The 25,848-nt window shown below is 40.6% G+C and carries 21 protein-coding genes, 10 tRNA genes, 1 rRNA gene and 1 pseudogene; 2 read left to right on the forward strand and 31 right to left on the reverse strand.

The annotated features are described in order from the left end of the window. Position 1: 1 nt before the first annotated feature. The 10 genes and pseudogenes from FBF83_RS19115 to FBF83_RS19155 form a co-directional block, all read right to left on the reverse strand. Positions 2-439 carry a PTS sugar transporter subunit IIA gene (locus FBF83_RS19115; RefSeq protein ID WP_136948733.1) on the reverse strand — a complete coding sequence of 146 codons (438 nt, stop codon included), beginning with the start codon at positions 437-439 and terminating at the stop codon, positions 2-4. After that, on the reverse strand, positions 432-2,561 hold the full coding sequence (locus FBF83_RS19120; RefSeq protein ID WP_205665336.1) for a BglG family transcription antiterminator: 2,130 nt from the start codon (positions 2,559-2,561) through the stop codon (positions 432-434). Before FBF83_RS19120 ends, FBF83_RS19115 begins: the two co-directional genes overlap by 8 nt. A gap of 27 nt (positions 2,562-2,588) precedes the next feature. Continuing rightward, positions 2,589-2,900: a hypothetical protein gene (locus FBF83_RS21465; RefSeq protein WP_420875148.1), complete on the reverse strand. Its 312-nt coding sequence runs from the start codon at positions 2,898-2,900 to the stop codon at positions 2,589-2,591. Between the two features lie 30 nt (positions 2,901-2,930). Continuing rightward, a pseudogene (locus tag FBF83_RS19125) lies at positions 2,931-4,355 on the reverse strand (PTS mannitol transporter subunit IICB); the annotation flags it as partial. Positions 4,356-4,640: 285 nt separating this feature from the next. After that, positions 4,641-6,761: a heavy metal translocating P-type ATPase gene (locus FBF83_RS19130; RefSeq protein ID WP_136948736.1), complete on the reverse strand. Its 2,121-nt coding sequence runs from the start codon at positions 6,759-6,761 to the stop codon at positions 4,641-4,643. 103 nt (positions 6,762-6,864) lie between these two features. Then, positions 6,865-7,584 carry a ZIP family metal transporter gene (locus tag FBF83_RS19135; RefSeq protein WP_136948737.1) on the reverse strand — a complete coding sequence of 240 codons (720 nt, stop codon included), beginning with the start codon at positions 7,582-7,584 and terminating at the stop codon, positions 6,865-6,867. A 145-nt stretch (positions 7,585-7,729) separates the two neighbouring features. Continuing rightward, positions 7,730-7,936 (reverse strand): copper chaperone CopZ, encoded by a 207-nt coding sequence (gene copZ, locus FBF83_RS19140; RefSeq protein WP_136948738.1) that lies wholly within the window; start codon positions 7,934-7,936, stop codon positions 7,730-7,732. Positions 7,937-7,960: 24 nt separating this feature from the next. Then, positions 7,961-10,366 (reverse strand): heavy metal translocating P-type ATPase, encoded by a 2,406-nt coding sequence (locus FBF83_RS19145; protein WP_136948739.1) that lies wholly within the window; start codon positions 10,364-10,366, stop codon positions 7,961-7,963. Between the two features lie 13 nt (positions 10,367-10,379). Beyond that, positions 10,380-10,700 (reverse strand): metal-sensing transcriptional repressor, encoded by a 321-nt coding sequence (locus FBF83_RS19150; RefSeq protein WP_276528448.1) that lies wholly within the window; start codon positions 10,698-10,700, stop codon positions 10,380-10,382. A gap of 147 nt (positions 10,701-10,847) precedes the next feature. Continuing rightward, complete coding sequence (locus tag FBF83_RS19155; protein ID WP_136948740.1) at positions 10,848-11,792, reverse strand: arginine deiminase family protein; 945 nt, start codon at positions 11,790-11,792, stop codon at positions 10,848-10,850. Positions 11,793-11,920: 128 nt separating this feature from the next. On the opposite strand from FBF83_RS19155, the gene FBF83_RS19160 reads away from it, so the two are divergent. Continuing rightward, the gene (locus FBF83_RS19160; RefSeq protein ID WP_136948741.1) at positions 11,921-13,228 is read left to right on the forward strand and encodes an amino acid permease; all 1,308 of its coding nucleotides are present in this window, start codon (positions 11,921-11,923) and stop codon (positions 13,226-13,228) included. On the opposite strand, the gene FBF83_RS19165 is transcribed toward FBF83_RS19160, so the two are convergent. The 9 genes from FBF83_RS19165 to sigW all read right to left on the reverse strand — a co-directional run bounded on the left by FBF83_RS19165 (position 13,225) and on the right by sigW (position 22,707). Beyond that, positions 13,225-13,983, reverse strand: a complete 759-nt coding sequence (locus FBF83_RS19165) for a YqcI/YcgG family protein (protein ID WP_136948742.1) — start codon at positions 13,981-13,983, stop codon at positions 13,225-13,227. The two genes, FBF83_RS19160 and FBF83_RS19165, sit on opposite strands and share 4 nt — an antisense overlap. A 63-nt stretch (positions 13,984-14,046) precedes the next feature. Continuing rightward, complete coding sequence (locus FBF83_RS19170; RefSeq protein WP_136948743.1) at positions 14,047-14,676, reverse strand: LysE family translocator; 630 nt, start codon at positions 14,674-14,676, stop codon at positions 14,047-14,049. A gap of 117 nt (positions 14,677-14,793) precedes the next feature. After that, entirely contained in the window at positions 14,794-15,417 is a 624-nt protein-coding gene (locus tag FBF83_RS19175; protein ID WP_136948744.1) for a spore coat protein, read from the reverse strand. Positions 15,418-15,545: 128 nt separating this feature from the next. Beyond that, a complete protein-coding gene (gene glmS / locus FBF83_RS19180) occupies positions 15,546-17,351 on the reverse strand; it encodes a glutamine--fructose-6-phosphate transaminase (isomerizing) (RefSeq protein WP_136948745.1) in 1,806 nt (601 codons plus the stop codon). Between the two features lie 501 nt (positions 17,352-17,852). After that, positions 17,853-19,196, reverse strand: coding sequence for a phosphoglucosamine mutase (gene glmM, locus FBF83_RS19185; RefSeq protein ID WP_136948746.1), 1,344 nt, complete (start codon positions 19,194-19,196; stop codon positions 17,853-17,855). A 38-nt stretch (positions 19,197-19,234) separates the two neighbouring features. Beyond that, positions 19,235-20,473: a YbbR-like domain-containing protein gene (locus FBF83_RS19190; RefSeq protein WP_136948747.1), complete on the reverse strand. Its 1,239-nt coding sequence runs from the start codon at positions 20,471-20,473 to the stop codon at positions 19,235-19,237. Further along, positions 20,473-21,291 (reverse strand): diadenylate cyclase CdaA, encoded by an 819-nt coding sequence (cdaA, locus tag FBF83_RS19195; protein WP_240688157.1) that lies wholly within the window; start codon positions 21,289-21,291, stop codon positions 20,473-20,475. Before cdaA ends, FBF83_RS19190 begins: the two co-directional genes overlap by 1 nt. A 208-nt stretch (positions 21,292-21,499) precedes the next feature. Continuing rightward, entirely contained in the window at positions 21,500-22,129 is a 630-nt protein-coding gene (locus FBF83_RS19200; RefSeq protein ID WP_136948748.1) for an anti-sigma factor family protein, read from the reverse strand. Positions 22,130-22,143: 14 nt separating this feature from the next. After that, a complete protein-coding gene (gene sigW, locus FBF83_RS19205) occupies positions 22,144-22,707 on the reverse strand; it encodes an RNA polymerase sigma factor SigW (protein ID WP_136948756.1) in 564 nt (187 codons plus the stop codon). Positions 22,708-22,929: 222 nt separating this feature from the next. Between sigW and FBF83_RS19210 the strand changes: the two genes are divergently transcribed. Further along, a complete protein-coding gene (locus FBF83_RS19210) occupies positions 22,930-23,139 on the forward strand; it encodes an aspartyl-phosphate phosphatase Spo0E family protein (RefSeq protein WP_136948749.1) in 210 nt (69 codons plus the stop codon). A 24-nt stretch (positions 23,140-23,163) separates the two neighbouring features. Here FBF83_RS19210 and rocF read toward each other — a convergent pair whose 3' ends face one another. From rocF to rrf, 12 genes are all read right to left on the reverse strand, one after another. Beyond that, complete coding sequence (gene rocF / locus FBF83_RS19215; RefSeq protein ID WP_136948750.1) at positions 23,164-24,066, reverse strand: arginase; 903 nt, start codon at positions 24,064-24,066, stop codon at positions 23,164-23,166. A gap of 273 nt (positions 24,067-24,339) precedes the next feature. Then, positions 24,340-24,415 (reverse strand) — tRNA-Ala (locus FBF83_RS19220). A 3-nt stretch (positions 24,416-24,418) separates the two neighbouring features. After that, a tRNA-Gly gene (locus tag FBF83_RS19225) sits at positions 24,419-24,492 on the reverse strand. A 14-nt stretch (positions 24,493-24,506) separates the two neighbouring features. After that, positions 24,507-24,581, reverse strand: a tRNA-Gly gene (locus tag FBF83_RS19230). A gap of 3 nt (positions 24,582-24,584) precedes the next feature. Beyond that, positions 24,585-24,660: transfer RNA gene (locus FBF83_RS19235), tRNA-Lys, on the reverse strand. Between the two features lie 4 nt (positions 24,661-24,664). Next, positions 24,665-24,749 (reverse strand) — tRNA-Tyr (locus FBF83_RS19240). Positions 24,750-24,764: 15 nt separating this feature from the next. Beyond that, positions 24,765-24,840: transfer RNA gene (locus FBF83_RS19245), tRNA-Thr, on the reverse strand. A 221-nt stretch (positions 24,841-25,061) separates the two neighbouring features. Further along, positions 25,062-25,137 (reverse strand) — tRNA-Val (locus tag FBF83_RS19250). 22 nt (positions 25,138-25,159) lie between these two features. After that, a tRNA-Glu gene (locus FBF83_RS19255) sits at positions 25,160-25,234 on the reverse strand. 6 nt (positions 25,235-25,240) lie between these two features. Then, a tRNA-Thr gene (locus tag FBF83_RS19260) sits at positions 25,241-25,316 on the reverse strand. Between the two features lie 4 nt (positions 25,317-25,320). Then, positions 25,321-25,395: transfer RNA gene (locus tag FBF83_RS19265), tRNA-Asn, on the reverse strand. 10 nt (positions 25,396-25,405) lie between these two features. Further along, a 5S ribosomal RNA gene (gene rrf, locus FBF83_RS19270) occupies positions 25,406-25,522 on the reverse strand. Between the last annotated feature and the right edge of the window lie 326 nt (positions 25,523-25,848).

Below are 25,848 nucleotides of genomic sequence, written 5' to 3' on the forward strand. Positions count from 1 at the left end.
ATTAATTCACCTCATCAAACATTGAAATTAACGTTTCTTTCGAATCTGCTTGAATAAGTTGCTCTACATTTTCTTCTTCAGAACACACAATGGCAATTTGAGAAAGGATTTCTAAATGTTCATTATCCTTTCCGGCAATTCCAATGATAATTTTTGCGATATTTCCATCTCCAAAGTCTACTCCGTCACGAAGCTGAACGATAGAAAGCCCAGAATTCTTTACTGCTTTTTTCGCATCTTCTGTGCCATGAGGAATAGCTACTGAATTACCCATATACGTTGTTGTGATTTCTTCACGTTCAAGCATTTGATCAACATAGCTCGCTTCCACATACCCATTGTCTACAAGAATTTGACCAGCCATTCGAATTGCTTCTGCTTTTGAACTAGCCTTTTCATTTAATACCACATTCTCAGTTGATAGAATTTCTTTAGCCATTATAATCGTCTCCTTTGATTTCTAATTGTTTTTCCACATGATTTTTGATTTTGTTAGCGAGATATAATTCAATTGTCTCCTGATCGCTCTCAGAAAAAAGCGCTATAGTTTGTTCAGATTCAATAATCAATGTACTAATGAAGCTCATAATCTCAATGGCTTCACTTGATGACTCTTCAGCAGCAAGTTGAAGAAGGATTGTATCCATTTCTATGGAAGAACCATCCATCGCCTTCCTATTGATTGGTTTCATTAATCGAACAATTGTAAACACAGGGTTGATTACTCCAACTGCTCTTGTATGAAAAAGAGCAAGTGAAGTACCTGGTATCCCAACGCCACTTCTTTCTTCTCGCTCTAAAAGTGCCGTAACGATATGAGACGAATCTAAAAGGACTTCATCCCTCTCCAGCCGTTCACACTCTTGTTCTAGTAGGCTTTCAACATTTAAATTAGTAGATTCAAAAATGCGAAATTGCTTCAAGATTGCGGAAGCTGCCTTGCTGTATAATTCTGCTTTTCGGAACCAACTAATCGATTGATCCTTTGTAACACTAGAAAACGTTACTTTTTGTTCTTCTGCCATTACTTTTCTTTTTTTAGTTAAGAAATTTCTCTGAATGGCTGAACGAATACGGTGAGTTTCTTCTTCAGTTAAGAAAGGATCGACTTTGATATATTGCCCTTCATAGTCAGGCAATGGGATCGTTGAGACAATCAAGTCATAGTTTTCTTTATCCTCGTCTTCGAAATCAAACAAAGATGCACTCTTAATCAAATGAATCTCTGGCAGCTCTTGTTGAAGACGTGCCGCAAGCATTTTCGACGTTCCGATTCCACTAGAACAGACAGCAAGAATAGAGACATCTCTTTTCTCGTAACTCCCCTCAAGTGCAGACCCGAAGTGCAAAACAAGAAAACCAACCTCTTCCTCTGGTATAGGGACATTTGAAAAAATTTCTTTAATTGCACCATCTAACAAATCAAAGAGATCTGAATAGTCCTCTTTGATTTTATCCAATAATGGATTATGGATAGTCATATTTTGTCTTATCCGATGAGTTGCTGGACCAAGATGCGTAACAAGTCCTTGCAGAAGAGAGTCATTTGATTCTAGCCCAGCATGCATCCGTTCTTCTACGTAACGAATCAACTCTTTAGCCTTAACAACAATCGGGTAATTTGTTTCTTCAAGAAAATAATCACTTGTGTTTCTTAATTTAGCCCCACGCAAATGCATGGTGATATAGCCAATTTCTGCTTCAGGAATGTGTATTCTGAAGAATGATTCGAGTTTTGCACCAATCAACCTTCCAAAATTAAATTCCTTCGTACTTTTTAACGTAATTAAATAATCATTATCGATCTCAATCTTTTCACCCTTTTGGATTCGTTCAACTGCGAGGGTTAAGTGAACGATTAAACCAATATACGCACTATCTGCAATCATATAGGGTAACTCATCGTTTACTTCATCTACTATTTTCTCTACCTTTAGTAGTTTATCTCTGTCTACAAGACCAAGTAAGCGCTCAGACGCAGATTCCAAAAGAGTACCTTGAGATTTCTTCTGAATGGATTGCTTTATTAACGTGAAGAAATCTGAATCGTTAAACTCAGTAGCTAGCAAGGTACTCATAGCGTGTCTTTTCAAAGCTTCAGTTCCCTCTACCTGCACGCCATACCCCCGCCTTCGTATTAGTGAAAGCTGCATTTTCTCAAGCCATTCTTCAACTTTGTTCAAATCATTACTAACCGTAGCAACGGTTACTCTTAAATCATTGGCAAGGCCGACTAACTTTATGGGTTCGGCTGATTCTAAAAGCTTGCATAGAATCAGCGTTTCCCGCTCCTGTTGTGTGTACTCAGTGATATCAAGGTCAAAAATGTATGTGATGAGCTCACTACGCTTCAACTCTTCACCATCAATCTGTACACCAACTCCAGCTTTCTTAATAAGTTTAAGGTCATATTCAGTAAGAATACCCTCTACACCGGCTAAATCGCGATGGACCGTTCGTTCACTCACTTCTAGTTCTTCAGCGATTCCTTTTACAGTAAAGAATTCATTACTATCTAGTAGCAACTGTAGAATTCTTCTTTCCCTTGCTGAAATAAACACTCGGTTCACCTCGAATTTTGGCTTTACCTATTTTTTAAGTCTTTCAACAAGCTCTTCGTATTTCGGGCTATTCATGAAGTTCGCAACTGAAATGTGTTCTGTATTAGGACGTTTGGCTTTTGCTCGATCTGTTAAGTCCTGGTGAGTCACAATTAAATCAGCGTCATCAGGTAAGTTACTAATTGCAGTGTTCGTCACTTCAATATCCTGAAGACCCGCTTTCTTGAACTTATTGCGAAGAACTGATGCCCCCATTGCACTTGATCCCATTCCAGCATCGCATGCAAAAACTACTTTATTAATTTCTTTATTCTCCACTTGTTCTGGTTCTACCTCCACTGGTGCTTTACCTGCGGAAGATAATTCAGCAACAAGTTCATCGTACTTCGGACTGTTCATGAAGTTTTTAACCGAAATATGATTCGTTTTAGGAAGTTTGACTTTCGCTCGATCAGTTAGATCCTGGTGTGTAATAACAAGATCTGCATCCTCTGGAAGGTTGCTAATTGACGTATTTATAACTTCAATGTCCGTTAATCCTGCTTTTTTAAACTTATTACGAAGGACGGAAGCTCCCATTGCACTTGATCCCATCCCAGCATCACATGCAAAGACTACTTTGGCGATATTGCTATAAGAAGGTGCTTCTGCTTCTTTCGGTTCTTCCGAATTTGTTCTAAGGTTAGACGAAACGCTACTTTTCTTACCCTTCATTGCTTCCATTTTTTCAGTCGCTTCTGAAATGTCCTCTCCACTATCTTTTGATCGTTTTAAGATAAACGATGCGACAAGGAAAGAAACAACTGTGGCTACCACAACGCCCGCTAGAACTCCAAGATAACCTCCACGCGGTGTCATGATCATTAGAGCAAAGATACTACCTGGCGAAGGTGGTGCAATAAGGCCAGCACCGAAAATAGTTAATGTAAACACACCGCTCATTCCACCAAGAATAACAGCAAGTAGAAGAGCTGGTTTCATCAAGATGTACGGGAAGTAAATCTCATGAATACCACCAAAGAAATGAATGATGGCTGCACCGGGTGCCGTCTGTTTCGCTGTACCTCTTCCAACAAACCAGTAGGCAAGAAGAATACCAAGACCTGGTCCAGGATTTGATTCTAGTAAGAAAAGAATTGATTTGCCAGTATTAGCTGCCTGCTCAATACCAAGCGGGCTTAAAATCCCATGGTTAATCGCATTATTTAAGAATAGAACTTTAGCTGGTTCAATTAGAATACTTGCAAGAGGTAGAAGGCCTGCATCAACAATAACCTGTACTCCTGCTGCAAGTGCTTTATTCAGACCAAGTACGACAGGTCCAATTCCTATTGATGCTAGTATTGTTAAGAGACCGCCGATAATTCCAGCTGAAAAGTTATTAACGAGCATTTCAAAACCAGACTTAATTTTTCCATGAATGGCTTGATCAAATTTCTTAATTGCGTAACCACCAAGAGGACCCATGACCATTGCTCCGAGGAACATTGGAATATCTGCTCCAACGATGACACCCATTGTAGCTGTAGCACCAACTACTCCTCCTCGACCACCATGAATAATTTTACCCCCGGTATAGCCGATTAATAGCGGAAGTAAATAGGTAATCATTGGACCTACCAACTCAGCTAGGTTTTCATTTGGCGTCCATCCAGTTGGTATAAATAGTGCAGTAATGATACCCCAAGCAATAAACGCACCAATATTCGGCATGATCATACTGCTTAAGTAACTTCCGAACCGCTGAACTTTTACTTTTAATCCAGATTTTTCTGTTGAATTCTGTTCACTCATTGTATATCCTCCCCTTCTTACGTATCATAAAAAGCGTTTTCATTTTGTCAGAAGACTTGTTGACATTTTCTTATATCGTTGACGCTTTCCTAAAATCCTGATTGCTGATACGTGTTAATTCTCTCTTATTAATAACAATCATAATAGCGCTAGGAGGCTAATACAATAAAATCCAAATACAAATTCGTCAGTTGACTTGTTGACATGATTAAAGAAGAAGGGCTTAACCAATACTGAAGAGTGCCAAAGCAAAAGAAAAACCTCTGGGCTCACCCAGAGGTTTTGTTACGAATGCTGTGGTTCAGTTTGTGTTTTAACTTTTGGATTTGTTTCTTTCTTTTTATCCCATAGGATTGTGAGACTGATTACCGTAACAAGTATCGTAGCTCCCATGTCTGAGAGTATGGCGATCCATAATGTTAATAATCCAGGGATTGTAAGGAGAAGAGCGATGAGTTTTAAGCCAAGCGCAAGAACAATATTCAAGCGTATCGTTCGGTTCACGCGCTTCGCGATCGTTATGGCTTCAGGTAACTTTCCAAGATGATCCTGCATGAGTACAATGTCTGCCGTTTCAATCGCACTATCTGTACCCTTTCCCATCGCTATTCCGAGGTCAGCCGAAGCAAGTGCTGGTGCATCATTAATTCCGTCACCAATCATAGCGACTTTACCTTCTCGTGTAAGTTGCTTCACTTTTTCAACCTTTTCTTCAGGCAAAAGACCTGCGAAGTATGAACGTACGCCAACACGTCCAGCAACTTTCTCAGCGGTTTGTTCATGATCTCCTGTTAGCATAACTGTATGTTTAATTCCCGAAGCATGGAGATCATTTATAACAGAGGCACTCTCTTCTCTAACTTCATCTGAGATACCGAATACCCCTAGTATGTTCTTGGCATCTGCTACAATCACAAGCGTTAATCCGTCCTGTTTCATTGCTTCAATGATTGTTTGGATGTTAGATGGTATGGATACATGTGCAACACTTTTTTCATTACCAACCCAGTACTTTTCACCATCGATTTCAGCTATCACTCCCTGACCCGAAACAGTTTCTACACCACTCGCTTCTTTTTCAGGGAACGAAAAGTCATTTACTTTATCCATGATTGCTTTTGCCAGTGGATGAGATGAATGCCTCTCAACAGCCGCTGAAATAGCTAGAAACTTTTCGCGATCAAACATTTCATACTTCTCGACGTATGGTTTACCCTTTGTTAGCGTACCTGTCTTATCAAATGCAAGCGTATCGATTTTACCAAGTTGCTCAAGATAAACGGATCCTTTAACTAGAATTCCGTTCCTTGCATTTCGTGTGATACCCGAAATGTTTGCAATCGGTGAAGAAAGAATTAACGCACATGGACATCCTACAATCAGAACTGCAAGCCCCTGATAAAACCAATTTTCCCACGCGCCATCTAAGAATACTGGTGGCACAAGCATAACGAGTGCTGAGATTAGCATAATAACAGGCGTGTAGTATCGTGAAAATCGATTAATGAATAGTTCGGTTGGCGTTTTCGTTTCTTGTGCTTCTTCTACGAGATGCAATATTTTCGAAAGCGAAGAATCTTCATACGCTTTTGTAATTCGAACACGTAGAATCCCTTCGTTATTAATACTGCCTCCAAAAACGGATTCACCTGTCCCTTTTTCTACAGGCATGGCTTCACCAGTTATAGCTGATTCATTCACAGAACTATTCCCAGATTCAACTACTCCATCTGATGGAATTTTTGCACCTGATTTCACAAGAACAAGATCATCGACCTTTAATTCGTTGATGGATACGATTTTTTCCGTTCCATTTTGAAGTAAAAGGGCTTCTTTAGGGGCAATTTTAAGAAGGGACTCCATCGACTTTCTCGCTTTCTCCATCCCAAGACCTTCAAGGTATTCATTCAGGCCAAATAAGATCGCAACAAGCGTTCCTTCCTTCCACTCACCAATCGATACAGCACCGATTAATGCGATGGTCATTAATGTTTCTATATTGAATGTAAGTTTCGTTAAGTTTCTAAGTCCTTTAATAAACGTTTGATACCCGCTCAAAATAATAGCAGCAAGATAGAACGGAACGGCCGGAACTGTACTCATCCCGTCCAACAGAAGTGCTAGGATGAAAATACCCGTAGAAATGCCAAGGTATAATTTTATTTTCGAATGATCATGATTATGATCATGAGCGTGACCAGGCTCGTCTTCTTCCTTAATAAGCGAGGCATGATCTGATGCAAGAATTTTTTCTACCTGATCAAGGTTCACTCTCTCATCTAGTTTCAGCTTTCCAGAGTTATATTGGATGCGAGCAGTCTCACCATAATCTAATTTATTAATTTGTTGTTCCATTCCCGCAGCGCAGTTTGGGCATGACAACCCCTTGAGACGATATTCTTCCATTGATGTAAGCCCCCTTTCTTAAAAGGTTTCGTTCATTATATTCAATACATGAGCATGTGTTCATATTACTTAAGTTCAATTTTACTGAACCTCATATACAATGTCAAAGGAATTTATGAGAAAGCTGAAGATAAAGATTCAGTATAAGTATTCCCAGAGCAACAAAGAAAAACAACTCTCTTTTTAATACTCTACCTCTTACTTTACCGATCATTTCATGAAAAGCAACGTAACATAGCGAGCCAATTGCAACCCCCATGAAGATACCATTCCAATCCCTTGATGGAACAGAATACATACCAATTCCCGCCGATAACGATAGTACTAGTGAAACAATGCAAGCAGCTATCACAACAACGATTCCGTTTATTGCACTAATTCTAGTTAGAATATAAAGCGCGATTCCCTCTGGTAAATGATGAATAAAAAGAGCTAGTAATAGTGCCATCCCAAACGCTTCATTACTTCCGCTCAAACCAAGTGCAATACCTACAGGAACATTGTGAGAGAGTATAGCGAAAATGAATGCTATAAGTGAAAGATAGCTTTTATGACTAAACGTTGCATGAAGGGCATTCTCCATGCAAATGAATAGGATTAAAGAAAGGGAAAAGCCAATGAGAAGTGACCAGAAATTAAATAATTGAATACTTTCCGGCACTAGTTCAAATCCAATAAGACCGATTAGCAAGCCACCACAAAACAAATAGAGTGCTTCTAAACGATGTTGATAATATGTATAAGCGCACTTTCCTACCATGGCACCTAGTAGTAACCCACCAAAACCAATGAGGAAAAGCTTAATTAAGATAGAAATTAGCATATGGTATTTCCACCCCTTTTTTGGTGAGGGGGGTCAGACACGTGTTTGACCCCCCTCGTCCCATCAGCGCATTATATTACCAAAAGTGCGATGTTATGAGTCAAAAAAAGCGAGAGACAGGAACCCCCTATCTCTCGCTTACCTTTTATTTGATATCGTAACCCTGTTCTTCTACAGCTTCATTCATAGTCGATACTGATACGCTTGAAGCGTCGTAGGAAACATGTGCAGTACCTTCTTCAAGATTCACTTCAACATCTGATACACCTTCAAGCTCTTGCAATGCCGTTTTCACTGCAGATTTACAGTGATTACAAGTCATACCTTCAATTTTTAAAGTTGTTTGTTCCATCATTATTCTCCTTTCGAAAGGTTATTATAGGTTCATCCGCTTTAGTCGTAGTGAATTAGTCACAACAGAAACAGAGCTAAACGCCATGGCTGCACCAGCCACCCACGGTGCTAGTAGACCGATTGCTGCAATCGGAATACCGATTGAATTATAGAACAGGGCCCAGAATAAGTTTTGACGAATATTACGCATCGTTTTACGACTTAAATAAATCGCTTTTGGAATATTTTCAAGATCTCCTCCAACAAGCGTAACATCCGCTGTTTCAATCGCAACATCTGTTCCAGTGCCAATTGCCATTCCAATATCAGCTGTAGCCAGCGCAGGTGCATCATTAATGCCATCGCCTACCATGGCGACCCGCTTTCCTTGTTCCTGCAATTCCTTCACTTTATTTGCCTTTTCCTCTGGAAGAACTTCCGCAAACACACCACTCAGCTCGACCTGGCTTCCAATTGCTTCAGCCGTTCTTTTGTTATCACCTGTAATCATGTATACGTCAATTCCAAGCGACTTCAATTCGCTAATAGCATTTTTGGACGTTTCTTTAACGGTATCTGCTACAGCAATGATTCCTTGTACTTCGCCATCAAAAGCAATGAACATAGCAGTCTTACCATCAACTTCATATTCAGCCATTTGAGCTTCATAAGGTAAAAAGGCAATCTGCTCCCGCTCCAATAGTTTTCTTGTACCAACGAAAACCTGCTTACCTTCAACATTTGCTACAATACCGTGCCCTGGTATTGCTTCGAATTGTTCAGCTTCTTTCACCTCTACTTCTCGCTCTACTCCATATTGAACGATGGAACGTGCAAGAGGATGTTCAGAAGCTTTTTCTGCAGCAATCAATTTTTCTAATACATGTTTCTCATTAAGATGAAATACGTTAAAATCCGTAACTTCAGGCTTGCCTTTTGTAATCGTACCCGTTTTATCAAGAAGAATTGCATCAATTTGTTGGGTACTTTCTAAGAACTCCCCGCCTTTAAACAGAATACCTTGTTCAGCACCTTTACCTGTACCAACCATTATTGACGTAGGCGTTGCAAGACCAAGTGCACATGGGCAGGCAATCACTAAGACAGCGATCGCTGCCTCTAATGCTTGAGGAAGAGAATAAGGATCAACAATGAAATACCAGACTAGAAAAGTTACTACCGCTATGCCAACAACTATCGGTACAAAAATACCTGAAATCACATCTGCCAATCTTTGAATGGGGGCTTTAGATCCTTGCGCCTCTTCAACGATTTTAATGATTCCAGCAAGAGCTGTATCTTTCCCAACCTTCTCCGCCTTCATTGTTAATGTTCCATTCTCATTCAATGTAGAACCAATAACCCTTGCACCCGCGCTCTTTTCAATCGGAATGGATTCTCCTGTGATCATCGACTCATCGACTGATGAATCCCCTTTTTCAACAATACCATCAACAGGAATTTTCTCGCCGGGGCGTACAACAATCACATCACCGACTTGAACCTGGTCAACTGGAACTTTTACCTCGTTACCATCCCTAATGACACTCGCTTCTTTCGCCTGTAAATTTAGAAGCTTGGTGATCGCCTGAGTAGTTCTTCCTTTCGCAAGGTCCTCAAACAATTTCCCTACTAGAATAAGAGTAATGAGAATAGCACTTGTTTCAAAATATAAGGACGGGTTATAGGAAGGTGTAAGGTAACTCCTAATTCCTTCAATAACACTGTAGAAATACGCCGCTGATGTTCCAAGTGCGACAAGCACATCCATATTCGCACTTTTATTCGCCAATGCTCGATAGGCGCCCGAGTAAAATGAAGCTCCAATATAAAATTGAACTGGTGTAGCTAAGAGAAACTGAAACCATGGCATCATCAATAATTCGGGTACCGGAAGAGCTGTCTCGAAAGGAAGATGCGCAAGCATTGTGTATAGCAATGGCAATGAAAGAAGTGCTGAAATGAATAAACGCAGCTTTTTCTTCTTAATTTCTTCCTCCTTGTGAGACTTTTGCTCCTCTCGATCCTTCTTTACTACTGCCTCATATCCTAGTTTCTTAACCTTTAGTAAAATCTCGTCAACCGTAATTGCACCAGACTTGTATTCCACTACACCAGACTCAGTTGTCAAATTAATAAATGCAGAGTCAACACCCTTGGTCCGGTTTAAGCCTTTTTCAATCCTCGTTGAACAAGCGGCACATGTCATACCATGGATATCAAGCTCTACTCTCTCTTTGCGAACACCATACCCCAGCTTTTCAATTTTGTTCACAATGTCTTCTGTTTTAACCTTCTCTTCATCATACGTAACGCTCGCCTTTTCCATTGCCAGGTTGACGTTAGCATCTACCCCATCCATCTTATTTAAGACTTTCTCAATTCTGGATGAACAAGAAGCACATGTCATACCTGTAACATCAAGAGATAGTTGTTTCTTTGACTCCAAAGATCTCACCTTCTTATTTAGAGAATTGTTGAATGACTTTCATGAGCTCCTCAATATGATGATCTCCGTCACCATCTTTAATTGAACTTGAAACGCATGTTTTTGTATGTCTTTCTAGTAGTGTATAACCAACCTTTTTTAAGGCCGCTTGAATAGCAGATAGTTGAATCAGAATATCGACACAATACCGGTCATCGCCAACCATCTTTTGAATTCCTCGTATTTGACCTTCAATTCGTTTTAATCGGTTTTGAAGTTGCTGTTTCTCTTCTTCTGTTCTTGGCTCAGAGGGACGTTTATCTGGTTGTAATGACATGTTCATTTCATCTTCCATACCAATCATCTCCTTCTCATTGAGTCACTTTCAATATACCCCCATAAGGTATATGAGTCAACTAAAGGAGTCAGACAAAATAAAAACAGTCCATATATCCCATAAGGATTATTAGGACTGTTTTTCGCATATTAAGGTCATATCTTGCTATTGATTTCGTTCCAATGGTAGGGTCATGCAGCGAATCCCTCCACCTCCGTTTTCTAATTCATCTACATCCACTTCGATCAACTTTTTATGCTTTAACTTCGAATGCTCCTTAAAAATACTTTTGTTTGCTTTCGTACTAATTAGAAGCGTCTCTGGATCAAGGTTCAGGAAATTAATATCCGCAACGGTGTGCTTAATTTCAGACGTCCACTCGACTTCAAAACCATGTCGCTTCAAGAAATCACCTGCCATTTGATAACGAAATGTTTTTTCAGTTCGCACTTGAACAGGAAGATAGCTCATATAGCTTTTTCCAAGGAACAAGTTCTCTCCTGCGACATTACAATTCATATCAAGGTGCATGGTATCTGGACGACGAGGCAAATCAATAATACCGATTTCAGAAAAACCTGCTTCAAATAGATCCCCCTGTAACGCTTCAATACTTTCAATACTTGTCCGAATGCCTGTATTAATAAAAACCGCGTTTTTATTTAACACCATAACATCACCGTACTCTAAGGCTTTCAAATTATTATTAGCACGGATACGGAAGGTTTCTTCATTAAACCACTGTTGAAATAATCTATGGGACTGAAAGTATTCTGGTCGTCTCATCGATGTCCCGGCAGCACCAGGTAGAATTGTCTGTCCAAACACGCATGCAAGGTCACGAACAAACACCCGATTAAGTAACTGCTCATTCAACTTCAAATCCTCCTGAGATAAATGAACCGAGTAATCAATTACCGTAACGCCCGCTTCCTCCATTGCTCTGACCATCTCTTCGTGGTTACGACGAGCCTTCTTTTGCTTAACAGCTTTTTCCCACTGTACGTCTGTTGCTGTTTGTTGATCAGGAACGTCTAGAATAGACGGGGAACAAACCACAACTGTCTTTAATTCATCAGATTCATTCCAACAGTTCGGATGGATATTCATTAGTTCAAACTCCTTTTTAATCAATCTCTCCTTACTGTTTCCTGTGCGTGATAAAAAGATTCTACTAACAAGTAAAGCACATAAACAATGGCCAATCTTCCCAAACTAAACCAAAAGGAGAGATGGCTATGACTTGCAAACCTGCTAAAGACAATAAATTATCCTGGTGGCAAATGTCCTTCATAGGTGTTGGATGCGTTATCGGGACTGGCTATTTTCTTGGTTCTAGTATCGCAATCCAAAAAGCTGGTTTCGCAGTGCTTATTGCCTATTTAGCTGCAGCGATTGGCACATGGCTTGTATATGAAGCTTTAGCTAATTTAACAGCTCATCATCCTGAAAAAGGATCTTTTCGTACATACGCTAAACAAGCCTTCGGACCGTGGGCAGGTTTTAGCAATGGCTGGGTTTACTGGTCATCTGAGATGCTGATAATGGGAAGTCAGTTAACGGCGCTCGCCATATTTGTACAGTTCTGGTTTCCAAAGCTCCCAATATGGATCTCAGCTGCCTTTTTTGCCGCCCTTGGACTTTTGATTATTTTAATAGGCGTTAAGCTGGTTGAGCGAATGGAAAATCTGTTTGGAATGATGAAAGTTGCTGCTATCATCATGTTCATCATCATAGCAGGAGCTGCATTATTTGGATGGATTGATCCATCCAAAGCTTCAACTTCCACAACATCTTCTGTAACCTTATTTCCCAATGGTGGTATTGGACTTTGGGTTGCTCTTCTTTATGCGTTCTATGCTTTTGGGGGCGTCGAAGTAATGGGGCTTATGGCACAAGAATTAAAAGATCCGAAGGACGCGCCGAAGTCAGGGAAAATCATGCTGTTAATACTAACCGTTCTTTACCTTTTATCGTTCCTGCTTGTTCTAAAGCTTGTGCAGGCTTCTAAAATTGATCCAAATGAAAGCCCTTTTTTAACTGCTTTAACTCAATATGACATTCCATGGATTCCACATGTGTTCAATTCAATTTTAATTATCGCTGGATTTTCCACGATGGTTGCCTCTCTTTACGCTGTTACAACGATGTTAGTAACGCTAGCAGAAGAAGGAGATGCGCCACATATCTTCGCCAAAAAAAGCAGAAAGGTTCCCCTCCCTGCTTTTATCATGACTTCATTCGTTGTTATATTATCAATCGGTATTGCACTATTGCTTCCTGAAAAAATATTTGAATACACAACAACAGCGGCTGGACTCATGCTTCTATATAACTGGATCTTCATCCTTTTATCTTATCGTAAACTGATGGCAAGTACTTCGCTAGATCACATTAAAATCATGACAGCATTCATCCTAATTTTATGCGCTGTCAGTGGAACTCTTTTTGACGACGTTAGTAGACCTGGTTTTTTTGCGAGTATTGGCTTGATCATCCTTATTGCTTGTGCGACTTATATTAAGCTTAAGAGAAACCCCGCTTAGGATTGGATTTTCTTAAATTTATTCATCATAGCTGTAAATGGACACTTCGAAAGGGACGAGTCGTCATCATGTAAAAAGTATTGCTCCCATTCATAATTATCTTGTTGTCCGTACCACTTGAGTGCTGGATGCGTGTCAACACCGTCGTAAGCATTGAGACGCTTACGGATAGCACGCTTCAGCTTCTGTCCAAACGTTGTAGAGGCATTTATCTCATCGAAAACCCACCTTGGTTGAAAAGCAATAAGAAAACAGGGAAACTGTCGGCTTTTACGAATTACGTGAGCAGGGGTCGCACAAAACGCAAAATAAGGTTCCCCATCAAAACAGAATTCCCATTCATGATGATGTGGTTCTTTCGGTATATGCTCAGGCCACTCTTCTTCATCTAATTTGTGAACTTGATTTAATATCGTCCAGAACTGATCCTGATACTCCTCTATTGTTGCTTCTTCTTGGACCAACTCCCTAGAATCGAAAAAGACTACAAGAGAGGCATACTTTCCTGTATTACGTGATACTTTACCATATTGTTTGAGCAAATCGGCTAACTGCTTATATGAGCCTTCATCTTTTGGACTACCGGCGAATCCAAATCGTAAAGTATTGCTCAAAAATCCCTGTATACCTGGTATACAAGGGTATGGATTCTCCCCATCTCCCATCATGTTTACAAAGTCCTTATACGCAGACTTTTGCCATTCATCAAGACATTCTCCGTGTTGTTCAAACCAATTTTTTGTATATAAATCCATGAATGGTCCCTCCTTAAAGCTACACGCGTTATCCTATTAGGAGGGACAACAATAGGTGTCTGTCTATCCGATTAACAAACGAATTGCCTCACTACCAAAATACATCCCAAACCCGATTAAGATAATACCAGACAGGATCGAAACACCTCTCAGTACCCTTGGATTCATCCATTTCCTAGCACCCGTCGCAACGCCAGCCATCGTGATATCCCACACGGTAATTCCAATAAAAATCCCTAAACTATAGACAAATAGCTGAGAGGTACCGTAATCACTCGTCGTTTTCGCTAGAATTGAACCATAAATGCCGAGCCAAAAAAGAATATTAAGTGGATTTGAGATGGCCATAAAGAAGCCCGTCCGAAACGATTTACGATTTGTCTCTTTCCGTTCACTCTTCCGTTCTTCTACCAATGATCCAGCATTTTTAATACTTTCAATGCCGGTGTACGTTAGCACAAAACAACCGAACAACCATAAAAAACTTCTCATAAATGCCGTGTCGACAACGTGTGAAATGCCAAAGTAAATCATCAGCATAAAAATCCCATCAGCTACCATAGCTCCAAACCCGACCAACCAGGCATTTATAAAGCCAAATCGAATTCCTCTGTCTAGCTGCGCGGCATTAATTGGTCCCATCGGTGCTGACAAGGACAATCCCAATAATATGTAACTAAAAAAGATGCTCATATCCGTCCACCTTTCTGCTTCATTCGTAACATTGTATTCGGACATGCATCGAAGTATTAATAACCTTAAACTTCAACTAAAAAAGCTGAACGTTGGCAAACGTCCAGCTTGGTTGCTTTATTGAAGAGGTCGCACAGGAATATAGCTTTGAAGCATGACACCCATATCTTGCTCACTTAATTGAGGAACCTGGTAATAGCCATGCTTGTTCTGATAAAGAAAGATCTCATAACTTTGTTCAATGAAATTCGGTACACTATCTGCCACCACACGACGTAGAACTGGATTGGTCATTTCAAGAGCTGTCATGGTCAAAAGGGTGGCTAATGACTTGGTCTGTCCCAACATATAGGATGATAATCCCTGATCAGAAAGTTCATTCACAGACTGATTCGGCTTTTTAGGTTCACTGGACTTCATTCCATACACAACATGATTATTTTGTTTCATTCTATATGGTTGGGTTGGTATCATCGGGTCATGACCAGTTTGAAAACTTTGTACGATTGTATCGTACATGGTTGTCACAAATGAATACTGTCTCTGCAACATCTCTCTCAATTCATCATCCTCCACATGCTGCTCATACATCTGATAGTGGTCGAGCATACTGATCATAGCTCCGATAACCTCATGAGCATCAAACAGTTCATGGCCTCCATGGTTACGGCTCTGCAGTACATCTGCATTTGGCAACTGAGTATTAGGCTCGATTTGACTAAATTGATTTGGTCGCTCCATCTTGATTCCTCCTCAGGTAAAAATACATTCAGTTCCTACTATCTCCAATCCCATTTGTTCGAATGTATAGCAAGCACAAAAAAACGGTCAGTTCGTTAACGAACTGACCGTTTTTTAATATGATAAATCTATTCTACAGTTACTGATTTAGCTAAGTTTCTTGGCTTATCCACATCGCATTCTCTGTGCAGCGCTGCATAGTATGCAAGCAGTTGAAGAGGCACAACAGAGGCAAGTGGTGTTAAGTGTTCATGAACCTCATCCAGTACAATGGTGTCGCCTTCTTCTTCGAGTCCAGTGAGAGAGATAATGCATGGAGAAGCGCCTCGAGCAACAACTTCTTGTACGTTTGAACGGATACTTCCGTTTACGTGTTTTTGAGTAGCAAGCGCGATAACAGGTGTTCCTTTCTCAATAAGGGCAATCGTACCGTGCTTCAGTTCACCACCAGCGAATCCTTCAGCCTGGATATAAGAAATTTCTTTAAGCTTAAGAGCTCCTTCAAGGCAAACGTAATAATCTACGCCACGACCGATGAAGAATGCATTACGAGTAACTGAAAGGAAGTTACGAGCAACACCTTCGATCATTTCCTTCTGATCAATCATTGACTCCATCGCAGTAGCGACGATACCAAGTTCTTGAATTGGGTTGAAATCAAGCTTCATGCCTTTAGCTTGTGCTGTATCTACGGCAAGCAGTGTTAGTACAGCCATTTGTGCAGTATAGGCTTTTGTTGAAGCAACCGCAATTTCAGGTCCTGCATGTGTATGCAGCGTGTAGTCAGCTTCACGAGAAAGAGTAGAGCCCGGAACATTTGTAATCGTAAGTGACTTGAAGCCTTTTTTCTTTACGTTAACAAGTACGCCACGGCTATCTGCTGTTTCACCACTTTGTGAAATAAAGATAAAGAGTGGATTCTTTGAAACAAGTGGCATGTTATAAAGGAATTCACTTGCAATGTGCACTTCTACAGGAACCTCTGCGATATTTTCAATCAGCTGCTTTCCTACAAGGCCTGCATTATAGCTTGTTCCACATGCGATGATGTAGATGCGATCGGTGTCTTTCATCGCTTCGCGAATATCTTTATCAAGCTTAATGTTGTCATTCTCATCTTTGTACTTCGTAATAATATTACGAATTGCAAGCGGCTGCTCATCGATTTCTTTAAGCATGTAATGAGGGTAAGTACCCTTCTCAATGTCACTTACATCGATCTCTGCGGTAAACGGCTCCCGCTCCATTACTTTGCCGTCCATATCTTTAATAGTAACAGAATCACGCTTAACGATAACAACTTCCTCGTCCATCAATTCGATGAATTTGTTTGTTACTTGAAGCATTGCCATCGAGTCACTTGCCACTACGTTGAAGTCGTCTCCAATTCCAACCAGAAGCGGGCTCTTATTCTTGGCAACATATAGTGTTTCAGGATTTTTATTATCTATGAGTGCAAGTGCATAAGAACCGTGTAGTTCTTTCAATGTTTGATGGAAAGCATCTTCCACCGTCAAATTTTGTACTTCTACAAGATTTGATATCAATTGAACAACAACCTCTGTATCTGTTGCACTTACAAAATCAACTTCGGATAAGAAGTCACGTTTGATTTGTTGATAATTCTCAATTACGCCGTTATGAACAAGCGTGAACCGCTCAGTAGTACTCTGATGTGGATGAGCGTTAATCTGACTAGGTTCACCATGCGTTGCCCAGCGAGTATGTCCGATACCAGCTGTAGCTTCCACGCTTGTGTCCACCGTTTTTCTAAGATCGGCAATGCGACCTTTTTCTTTAAAAAGGTGTAGTCCACCGTCGTTCAGAAGCGCAATACCAGCTGAGTCATATCCGCGGTATTCAAGCTTCTCCAGACCTCGTAATAGAATTTCTTTAGCATCTTGATTTCCAATATATCCAACAATACCACACATGTAAAAGTCCTCCTTCAATTGAAGGAGCAGGTATACAGCGGGGCAGACCTGCCCCTTCTTTTCCGATTAATAACATTGTCACCATGGCTTTGCTTTTGTTCAGAAAGTCACCTCTCTGTTTTTCACAAAACCGTTCGATTGTGGTGTAGCAATCGAGAGGTATCCGCCGATAATCGATGAACCTCTTCCTCGTCAACTGCTTTCTTCCGTTCGAAAACAGTCCAGGCGCTTTAGTAAAACTAACCCAACTTCCCTCTCTTTCCCTTCTAGAATAAGAATAAAACATACTCATTCTATATTACATCATTTGTAAAAAGGTGGTCAATTCTTTTTTGTACTTTAGTTAAACAATACAAAAGCTGTGCACTTTTTCTAACCTCTACTGGCTTACTCTTAGAAGAATGCACAGTTATTTTTTCCCTGATATTAAAACGTATGCACATGAAGCACTTTCTGTGCCTCACATGCATACCATTCGTATCTCATATAGGTTTCTGTCGATTATGCTCCGAGTTCTTGTTCTACCATTTTTACTACACGATCTACATACTCATCACAAAGCTCTTTCGTTGGGGCTTCGGCCATAACGCGAACGAGCGGTTCAGTCCCTGATGGACGGACTAGAATCCGACCTTCTCCATTCATATCGCTTTCCACTTTCTGAATGGTTTCCTGAATCTTATCATTTGAATCCACTTTTGTTTTATCCGTTACTTTAACATTTACCAATGATTGAGGATATTTCTTCATTTCACCAGCAAGTTCAGATAACGATTTATTTGTCACTTTCATAATGTTGGCAAGTTGAAGAGCTGAAAGCATGCCATCACCAGTTGTAATATGGTCAAGGAAAATAATATGTCCAGACTGCTCACCACCAAGGTTATAGCCTTCTTTCCTCATTTCTTCCATAACATAACGGTCGCCAACTTTTGTTTGAAGTGACGTTACGCCAGCTTCCTCCATGCCTTTATGGAAACCAAGATTACTCATAACCGTTGAAACAACCGTGTCATGGCGTAAGCGTTTCTGGTCTTTCATAAACTTAGCGCAAATGAACATGATTTCATCGCCATCAACGATTTCTCCATTTTCGTCCACAGCTATAAGACGATCTCCGTCACCATCGAAAGCGAATCCTACATCTGCATTCTTCTCTTTCAAGAACTCAGCAAGCGTCTCTGGATGTGTAGAACCTACACCGTCATTGATGTTCGTTCCAGTTGGATTCGTACCAATTGTTGAAATGTCTGCTTCAAGATCTGCAAACAAGTGAGCCGCAAGTGATGATGTTGCACCATGAGCGCAGTCAAGAGCAATATGAAGGCCAGAAAAATCTTCATCTACTGTCTGTTTCAAATATTGTAGGTATTTCTGACAACCTTCAAAGTAGTCACTTACAATACCTAAGTCCGAACCTGTCGGACGTGGAACCTGATCTTCCTCACTATCAATTAACGCTTCAATTTCTTCTTCTTGAGCATCCAGAAGCTTAAAGCCGTCTGGACCAAAGAATTTAATTCCGTTATCTCCAACAGGATTATGCGAAGCCGAAATCATTACGCCAGCCTGTGCACTAAGAGCTTTCGTCAAATAGGCAACACCAGGCGTAGAAATAACACCAAGACGCATGACTTCTGCTCCAATTGATAACAGACCCGCTACTAAAGCTCCTTCTAGCATATATCCTGAAATGCGTGTATCACGCCCAATTAAAATTTTTGGTTTTTCTGTATTCTTTGTTAAAACATAGCCACCAAGGCGACCTAGTTTGAATGCAAGTTCAGGGGTTAGTTCAGTATTTGCTATACCTCTTACACCATCGGTACCAAAATATTTACCCATCGTTATACTCTCCTTTTATTATCGAGCAGTTCCTGCTACTAAGATGTACTGTTTTCTATTGTAAGAGTGACTTTTTTCGTTGACCCTGACCATCGAACATAAGATGGTCCGTTCCATTGAAGACCTAACTCATGCTCACCTTCAGAGAGTCCACTTGCATCAATATATGCCTGGAAATCACCGTTTTGGATATTATCCAGTACACTTGATACACCATACAGCTTCATATCTGTTACTCCTGTTTTAGGATTCGATACGCTTGCTTTCAAACCATCTGAGACACCAGTGACTTTAATTGGAACATCATCAAATGCTTTCTCATCCTCTTTCCCAACTGTGATTTTTGCCTTAACCGTCTCTGGGTCTACTTTCTTCATACCTTTAGGAACAGGTATATCAAGCTCAATCGTTGTATCTTTGGATATTTCTGAAAGATCAAGCGGAATACCATCAAGATACTCAAGTCCATCAAGTTCTTCTTCTGGACCGAATACCGATACTTCAGTTGGTTCTAGTTCAATAGAAGAGATACTTATACCTTCAGACAGTTCACCTTTTTGATCAAGCTTAATAGGTACCTTTTTAAAAGGAGCCTTAATTGGAACTTTAACATCAACTACAGCAGGATCAATGGTTAATCCCTGTATCTCATCCATATTCCCATCGTATACGTTAAGTGTAATACGTTGGTTCACTTCTTCCTTCGCACCACTTACGTCAACATAACCGCGAACAAAGGCAACTTGATCAAGCTTGGATTTTGCTCCAGTAACTGTAACAGTCTTTGGTGTTACAATCGGCTCTTCCGTTGAATACCCTTCCGGAAGTTCTTCTGCCTTTAGCAGATTAATTCCAGCTTGGTAATTGTTTGATTTCTTTTCTTCAATTGTGACAGAAACTCTAGCAGGATCAATTGTCACATCAACATTTTCAGGAAAATCCCTATGCTTGACCGTGACAAGATGCTGTCCGGGGGTTAAATTACGTAAATCCACATAGATTTCTTTGTTCTTAAGCTTTGAAAGCATCACGCCGTCTGTACGACCTTTGACGAGGACATCGACGGTTTCAGGTAACTCAGATACCACCACGTTGTCTTCATCATAAAGCACTTGAAGCTCCATATCTGTTATTGGCTCACTGTCAGTCTCAGGTTCAAACAACCCGTTTGTCCCCGATGTCGAAGCGTCTGGCATTGCCACGATTGTATAGAGCATTAGTGCGAGAAGAAAAGAGATGATCTTGACAAACCAATTACTTGTTAACAATTTGTCCATTACTTTTTCCCCCTCCAATTACTAAAACGGTTGGAAGTTTCAGTCTTTGAAATAGCAGGGTTCAGTTCAGCATTTAGCAAATCTCGTAAGACTTCCTCAGATAAGTTTCGATGAAGCTCTCCATTTTTTGTCAGCGATATACTTCCTGTTTCTTCGGATACGACTAGTGTTAAGCTATCCGTTACTTCACTTATTCCGAGCGCAGCTCGATGTCTGGTCCCAAGTTCTTTAGAGATAAAAGGGCTTTCGGAAAGTGGTAGGTAACAGGCTGCTGCAAGAATCTCATCCTTTTTCAGGATAACAGCCCCATCATGTAGCGGTGTATTTGGGATAAATACATTTATAAGTAGCTCTGATGTCAGCTTGGCATTCATTGGAATACCTGTTTCGACGTAGTCATTTAATCCTGTTTCTCGCTCAATCGATATCAATGCACCAATTCGGCGTTTTCCCATATACGATGACGATTTAATGATTGCTTCAACCATTTTGTTTGTTTCTTCTTCTTCAACAGCGGTGCGGGCAAATAACCTGCCACGTCCTAGCTGTTCAAGTGCCCTACGCAGCTCTGGCTGGAAGATAATAATTATCGCAAGAAGTCCATAGAGAACAACCCGTTCTAATATCCAATGCAGAGTGTTTAATTCAAAGAAACTACTTAAAAACCATGCTGCAATGATTACGGTTATACCTTTCAAAAGCTGAACCGCTTTCGTACCGCGAATAAGCATAATGATTTTATAAATAACATAGGTCACAAGTAGAATATCTATTATCTCTGTTATGTAATCAAGTACATTAACATTTCCAACAGGCAGCACGGCTCTTCCTCCAAACATATTGTATTTAGCCTGAGGTTCATTTATATGCATCGCTAAAATACATCTGTAACTTTTTAATTATATCATAATTATTCCATGTAAAAAAAACGCTCGTGCCTTTGTTTGACAACTTATTATTAACCCGAGTAACGATTAACAAATTTGTTCTTCATTACAAAGTAAATAAACCGCCCACCTGGACGGTTTATTTACTTTCTTCATTTGTGAAAAAATCCCCTACACTGTGAACTAGTTTCTTCAGTTCATACCAGGTCCAGTCAAGAATGTGATCAACTTCTTCAATGTCGCCAGTCACTTGTCCGGCAGAAGCCATGTATTGTTCTCCATTAATAACAAGAACATCACCTTTCACTTCGCCTTCTATTTCAAGGTTTCGGTTTTTGACAGTTAAATCTCCTTCAATTACTTCTCCTTCAGGGACTATTACTGTGTTGGTTTCCTGATCGAATCTCAAGTTACCAGACAAAGCAGATAGTTGATCTTCACTCGTCCATGACGAGTACACTGAACCTGTCATTAAAGCTAGGAATAGAATTGCTGCCGTAACAAGTGGATGTGATTTCATCCATCGCTTTATCCACACCGTTCGCTTCTCCTGTGGTAGCTGTTGCATTACCTTTGATGTAAAACCATCGGGTGCCTTCATAGAAGGCGAGCTGAGGAGAAACGATTCCGTCTTCTTTAATTCTTCATAATGTTGCTTGCAGTCACTGCATGTTTGTATATGATTAAATAACAAACGCTTCTGTTCCTGCGTTGCGTCTTCATCAAGTACGTCATGCATAATTCCAATCATTTCTGCAGGGCATTTCATAGCTTCTCCCCCTTTCATTGCTCTTGAAGCTTCTTTCTAAGTGCTTCTCTCCCTCGATGTATTCGGGTTTTGACTGTCCCGATTGGCAGATCTAATATTTCACTAATCTCCTTAAGGGATAGCTCCTGAATGTATTTCAGTGTAATTGCGCTTCTATACTTAGCAGGAAGACTTAAAATCGCTCGATGTATACCATCCTGTGCTTCTAGAGAAACTACTTCATCTTCTGGTAATTGTTCGTCTGCTGATATTTGAGAGTACATCGTTAATCCATCCGTACCTGAAACTTCAGCATCAAGGTAATAATCTGGCTTTTTCTTACGCATTCGGTCAATAGACAAGTTAGTAGCAATTCGATATAACCAGGTAGAAAACTTGCGATCAATTTGATAGCGATCAATATTCGTGTAGGCACGAATAAACGCCTCCTGTGCTACATCTTCTGCTTCCTGTCTGTTACCTAGCATTCGGTAGGATAGCGCAAAAACTCTGTCTTTGTAGAGCTCCACTAACTCCCCAAATGCATTATGATCTCCTTTTCTCACTTGCAATATAATTCTTTTTACAATGGCATCCATATCTTCTCTCAACCCCCGCTGATTCCTGCGGCTACTATACTTACGTATCAGGAAATACAAAGTTTCACTTTTATTAAAAAAAAATCTGTTCATCTTTCCCTATTCTAGCATGTTTGTTTCACTCGTATTAATGGGAATACATATATTTCTAATAAAAAATAGTTTAGTTATTCATTATTGTGGGTATTAACGAAATAAATTATCGAAAGGGTGGTTCGGCTTATGGAAAGGTTGAATCGACGAATAAGCTTTCACATCGGAGAAGAGAAAGATCATTTACTTGAGGAAATTGAAGCGTCACGCCAAAAAATGAATTTATTAGCCAGAAACCAACCACTCAGCTCCTCTGAAATCATAGAGATCAGCACTTATCTAGACTTTCTACTAAATGAATATGATCAGTGTCGAAATAAAAAAACTGCGGCTCTCTAATGAAGGAGGCCGCAGTTATTTATGTTATTTTAATTTCTCTCCAAATAGTGATCCCATTAAAGCTACAGCTACAGTAGCCGTTTTGTTTTTCTCATCTAAAATCGGGTTAACTTCTACGAATTCAGCGGAAGTAAGAATATCTGATTCAGCGAGCATCTCCATAGCAAGATGACTTTCGCGGTAGCTAATTCCCCCAAGGACAGGAGTTCCCACGCCTGGTGCATCATGTGGATCAAGTCCATCAAGATCAAGGCTTAAGTGCACACCATCTGTTCCTTTTGAAACATACTCAATTGCTTCTTCCATTACCTTAGTCATACCCATGCGGTCAATCTCATGCATTGTATAAACTTTAATTCCTTTTTCCTTAATTAATTCCCGTTCACCTTCATCCAGAGAGCGAGCACCAATAATAACGATGTTTTCTGGTTTAATCTTCGGAGTATATCCAGAAATTCCAGTCAACGACTCATCTCCAATACCAAGACTTACCGCAAGTGGCATACCATGAATATTCCCAGATGGCGATGTAGCAGAGTTATTCAAATCACCGTGAGCATCGTACCAGATAACACCCAGGTTATCATAATTACGCGCCACACCAGCAAGTGTACCAATTGCGATACTGTGATCTCCACCGAAAACAAGTGGAAAACGCTTACGCTTTACTACCTCATTTACTACGTTAGATAGCTTTTCACTAGCATCTGCTACTTCTTTTAAATTCTTTAACTGATGATCTTGTTCTTCAGGACGCTTCTCAGGTCTTCCAATTTCAATATCACCAAGATCTTCAATATCGTAGCTTAAGTTCGTTAATCGTTCAACAATTCCTGCATAACGGATCGCGCTCGGTCCCATATCTACTCCACGCCTCATTTGGCCAAGATCCATTGGTACTCCTATAATTGATAATTGATTATTCATTATGTAGTCCTCCTCGTATCTTGTTCTAGCTCTATTTTACCCATATCACAACAAATGACTCAACCTGACATAAAACTCGAATAAATATTCATGCAATTACGTAAATTGACAGCTTTTACGGATAAATATAAAGGAAAAAAACAATACAGAATACGATGAGTTATAAATAAGTGAAATATTAATAAAAAATCATTAGCATTAGCCACGAATGAAATCATAGCTTACCATCTATTTTTGGACATAAAAAAAACCCTAAACATGGTTTAAGGAAAATGGTGGAGCCTAGCGGGATCGAACCGCTGACCTCCTGCGTGCAAGGCAGGCGCTCTCCCAGCTGAGCTAAGGCCCCATATGGAGCGGGTGATGGGGATCGAACCCACGACATCAGCTTGGAAGGCTGAGGTTTTACCACTAAACTACACCCGCATTATTAAGTTATTTGGAGCGGAAGACGGGATTCGAACCCGCGACCCCCACCTTGGCAAGGTGATGTTCTACCACTGAACTACTTCCGCATATGGTGAGCCATGAAGGACTCGAACCTTCGACCCTCTGATTAAAAGTCAGATGCTCTACCAACTGAGCTAATGGCTCTTACTGGTGGAGGGGGACGGATTCGAACCGCCGAACCCTGAGGGAGCGGATTTACAGTCCGCCGCGTTTAGCCACTTCGCTACCCCTCCACAAGTGAGAAAAAATGGTGCCGGCCAGAGGACTTGAACCCCCAACCTACTGATTACAAGTCAGTTGCTCTACCAATTGAGCTAGGCCGGCGAAGTATTATGAAGCATAATCATGTCGTTGTCTCTTCCTCTACCAGTAACGCTTCGAAGTTATGCTGCGTCGAGACAAGTCGCAGTCAATTCAGTGAAGCATTGCTCCTTGCTCTACCAATTGAGCTAGGCCGGCGAAGTATTTTATCATACTAACAAACAAAAAACAGTGCACTCTAGTGAGTACTCCTGAAAATGAATCAATTATGATTAAATTAAAAATGGTGGAGGATGACGGGCTCGAACCGCCGACCCTCTGCTTGTAAGGCAGATGCTCTCCCAGCTGAGCTAATCCTCCACAGAGTAAAACTAAATTAAATTGGTGACCCGTACGGGATTCGAACCCGTGATACCGCCGTGAAAGGGCGGTGTCTTAACCACTTGACCAACGGGCCATGTCCTGGAGCTTCCAAACGGATTCGAACCGATGACCCCTTCCTTACCATGGAAGTGCTCTACCTGCTGAGCTATGGAAGCATTATGGCTCCACAGGTAGGATTCGAACCTACGACCGATCGGTTAACAGCCGATTGCTCTACCACTGAGCTACTGTGGAATATTGGTCAGCCTGGCAACGTCCTACTCTTGCAGGGGGAGATCCCCCAACTACCATCGGCGCTGAAGAGCTTAACTTCCGTGTTCGGCATGGGAACGGGTGTGACCTCTTCGCCATCATTACCAGACTAATCAAGGGTTGATCCACTAGAAAGTGTTTAACCAAGGACAAGATATATCTTACTATACTTCTTTATGAAGTTCAAGAGAAATTTTCATTCCCTGAAAACTAGATAGCACTCGCAACGTTTTCCAATAAGAATATCTAGTTCCTCAGGCTATATTCTTGCCCATTTCACTCTTTCACTTCAGGCGAAAAGCGCCTTGCGTTCAAGAGCTCCAATGGTCTACGAATGTGACCAAGCCTGCTTTACTTTTCGTTTTTAGGTTAAGCCCTCGATCGATTAGTATTCGTCAGCTCCACGTGTTGCCACGCTTCCACCCCGAACCTATC

The sequence above is a fragment of the Guptibacillus hwajinpoensis genome, assembly GCF_005144865.1.
Lineage (GTDB): Bacteria > Bacillota > Bacilli > Bacillales > Guptibacillaceae > Guptibacillus > Guptibacillus hwajinpoensis_A.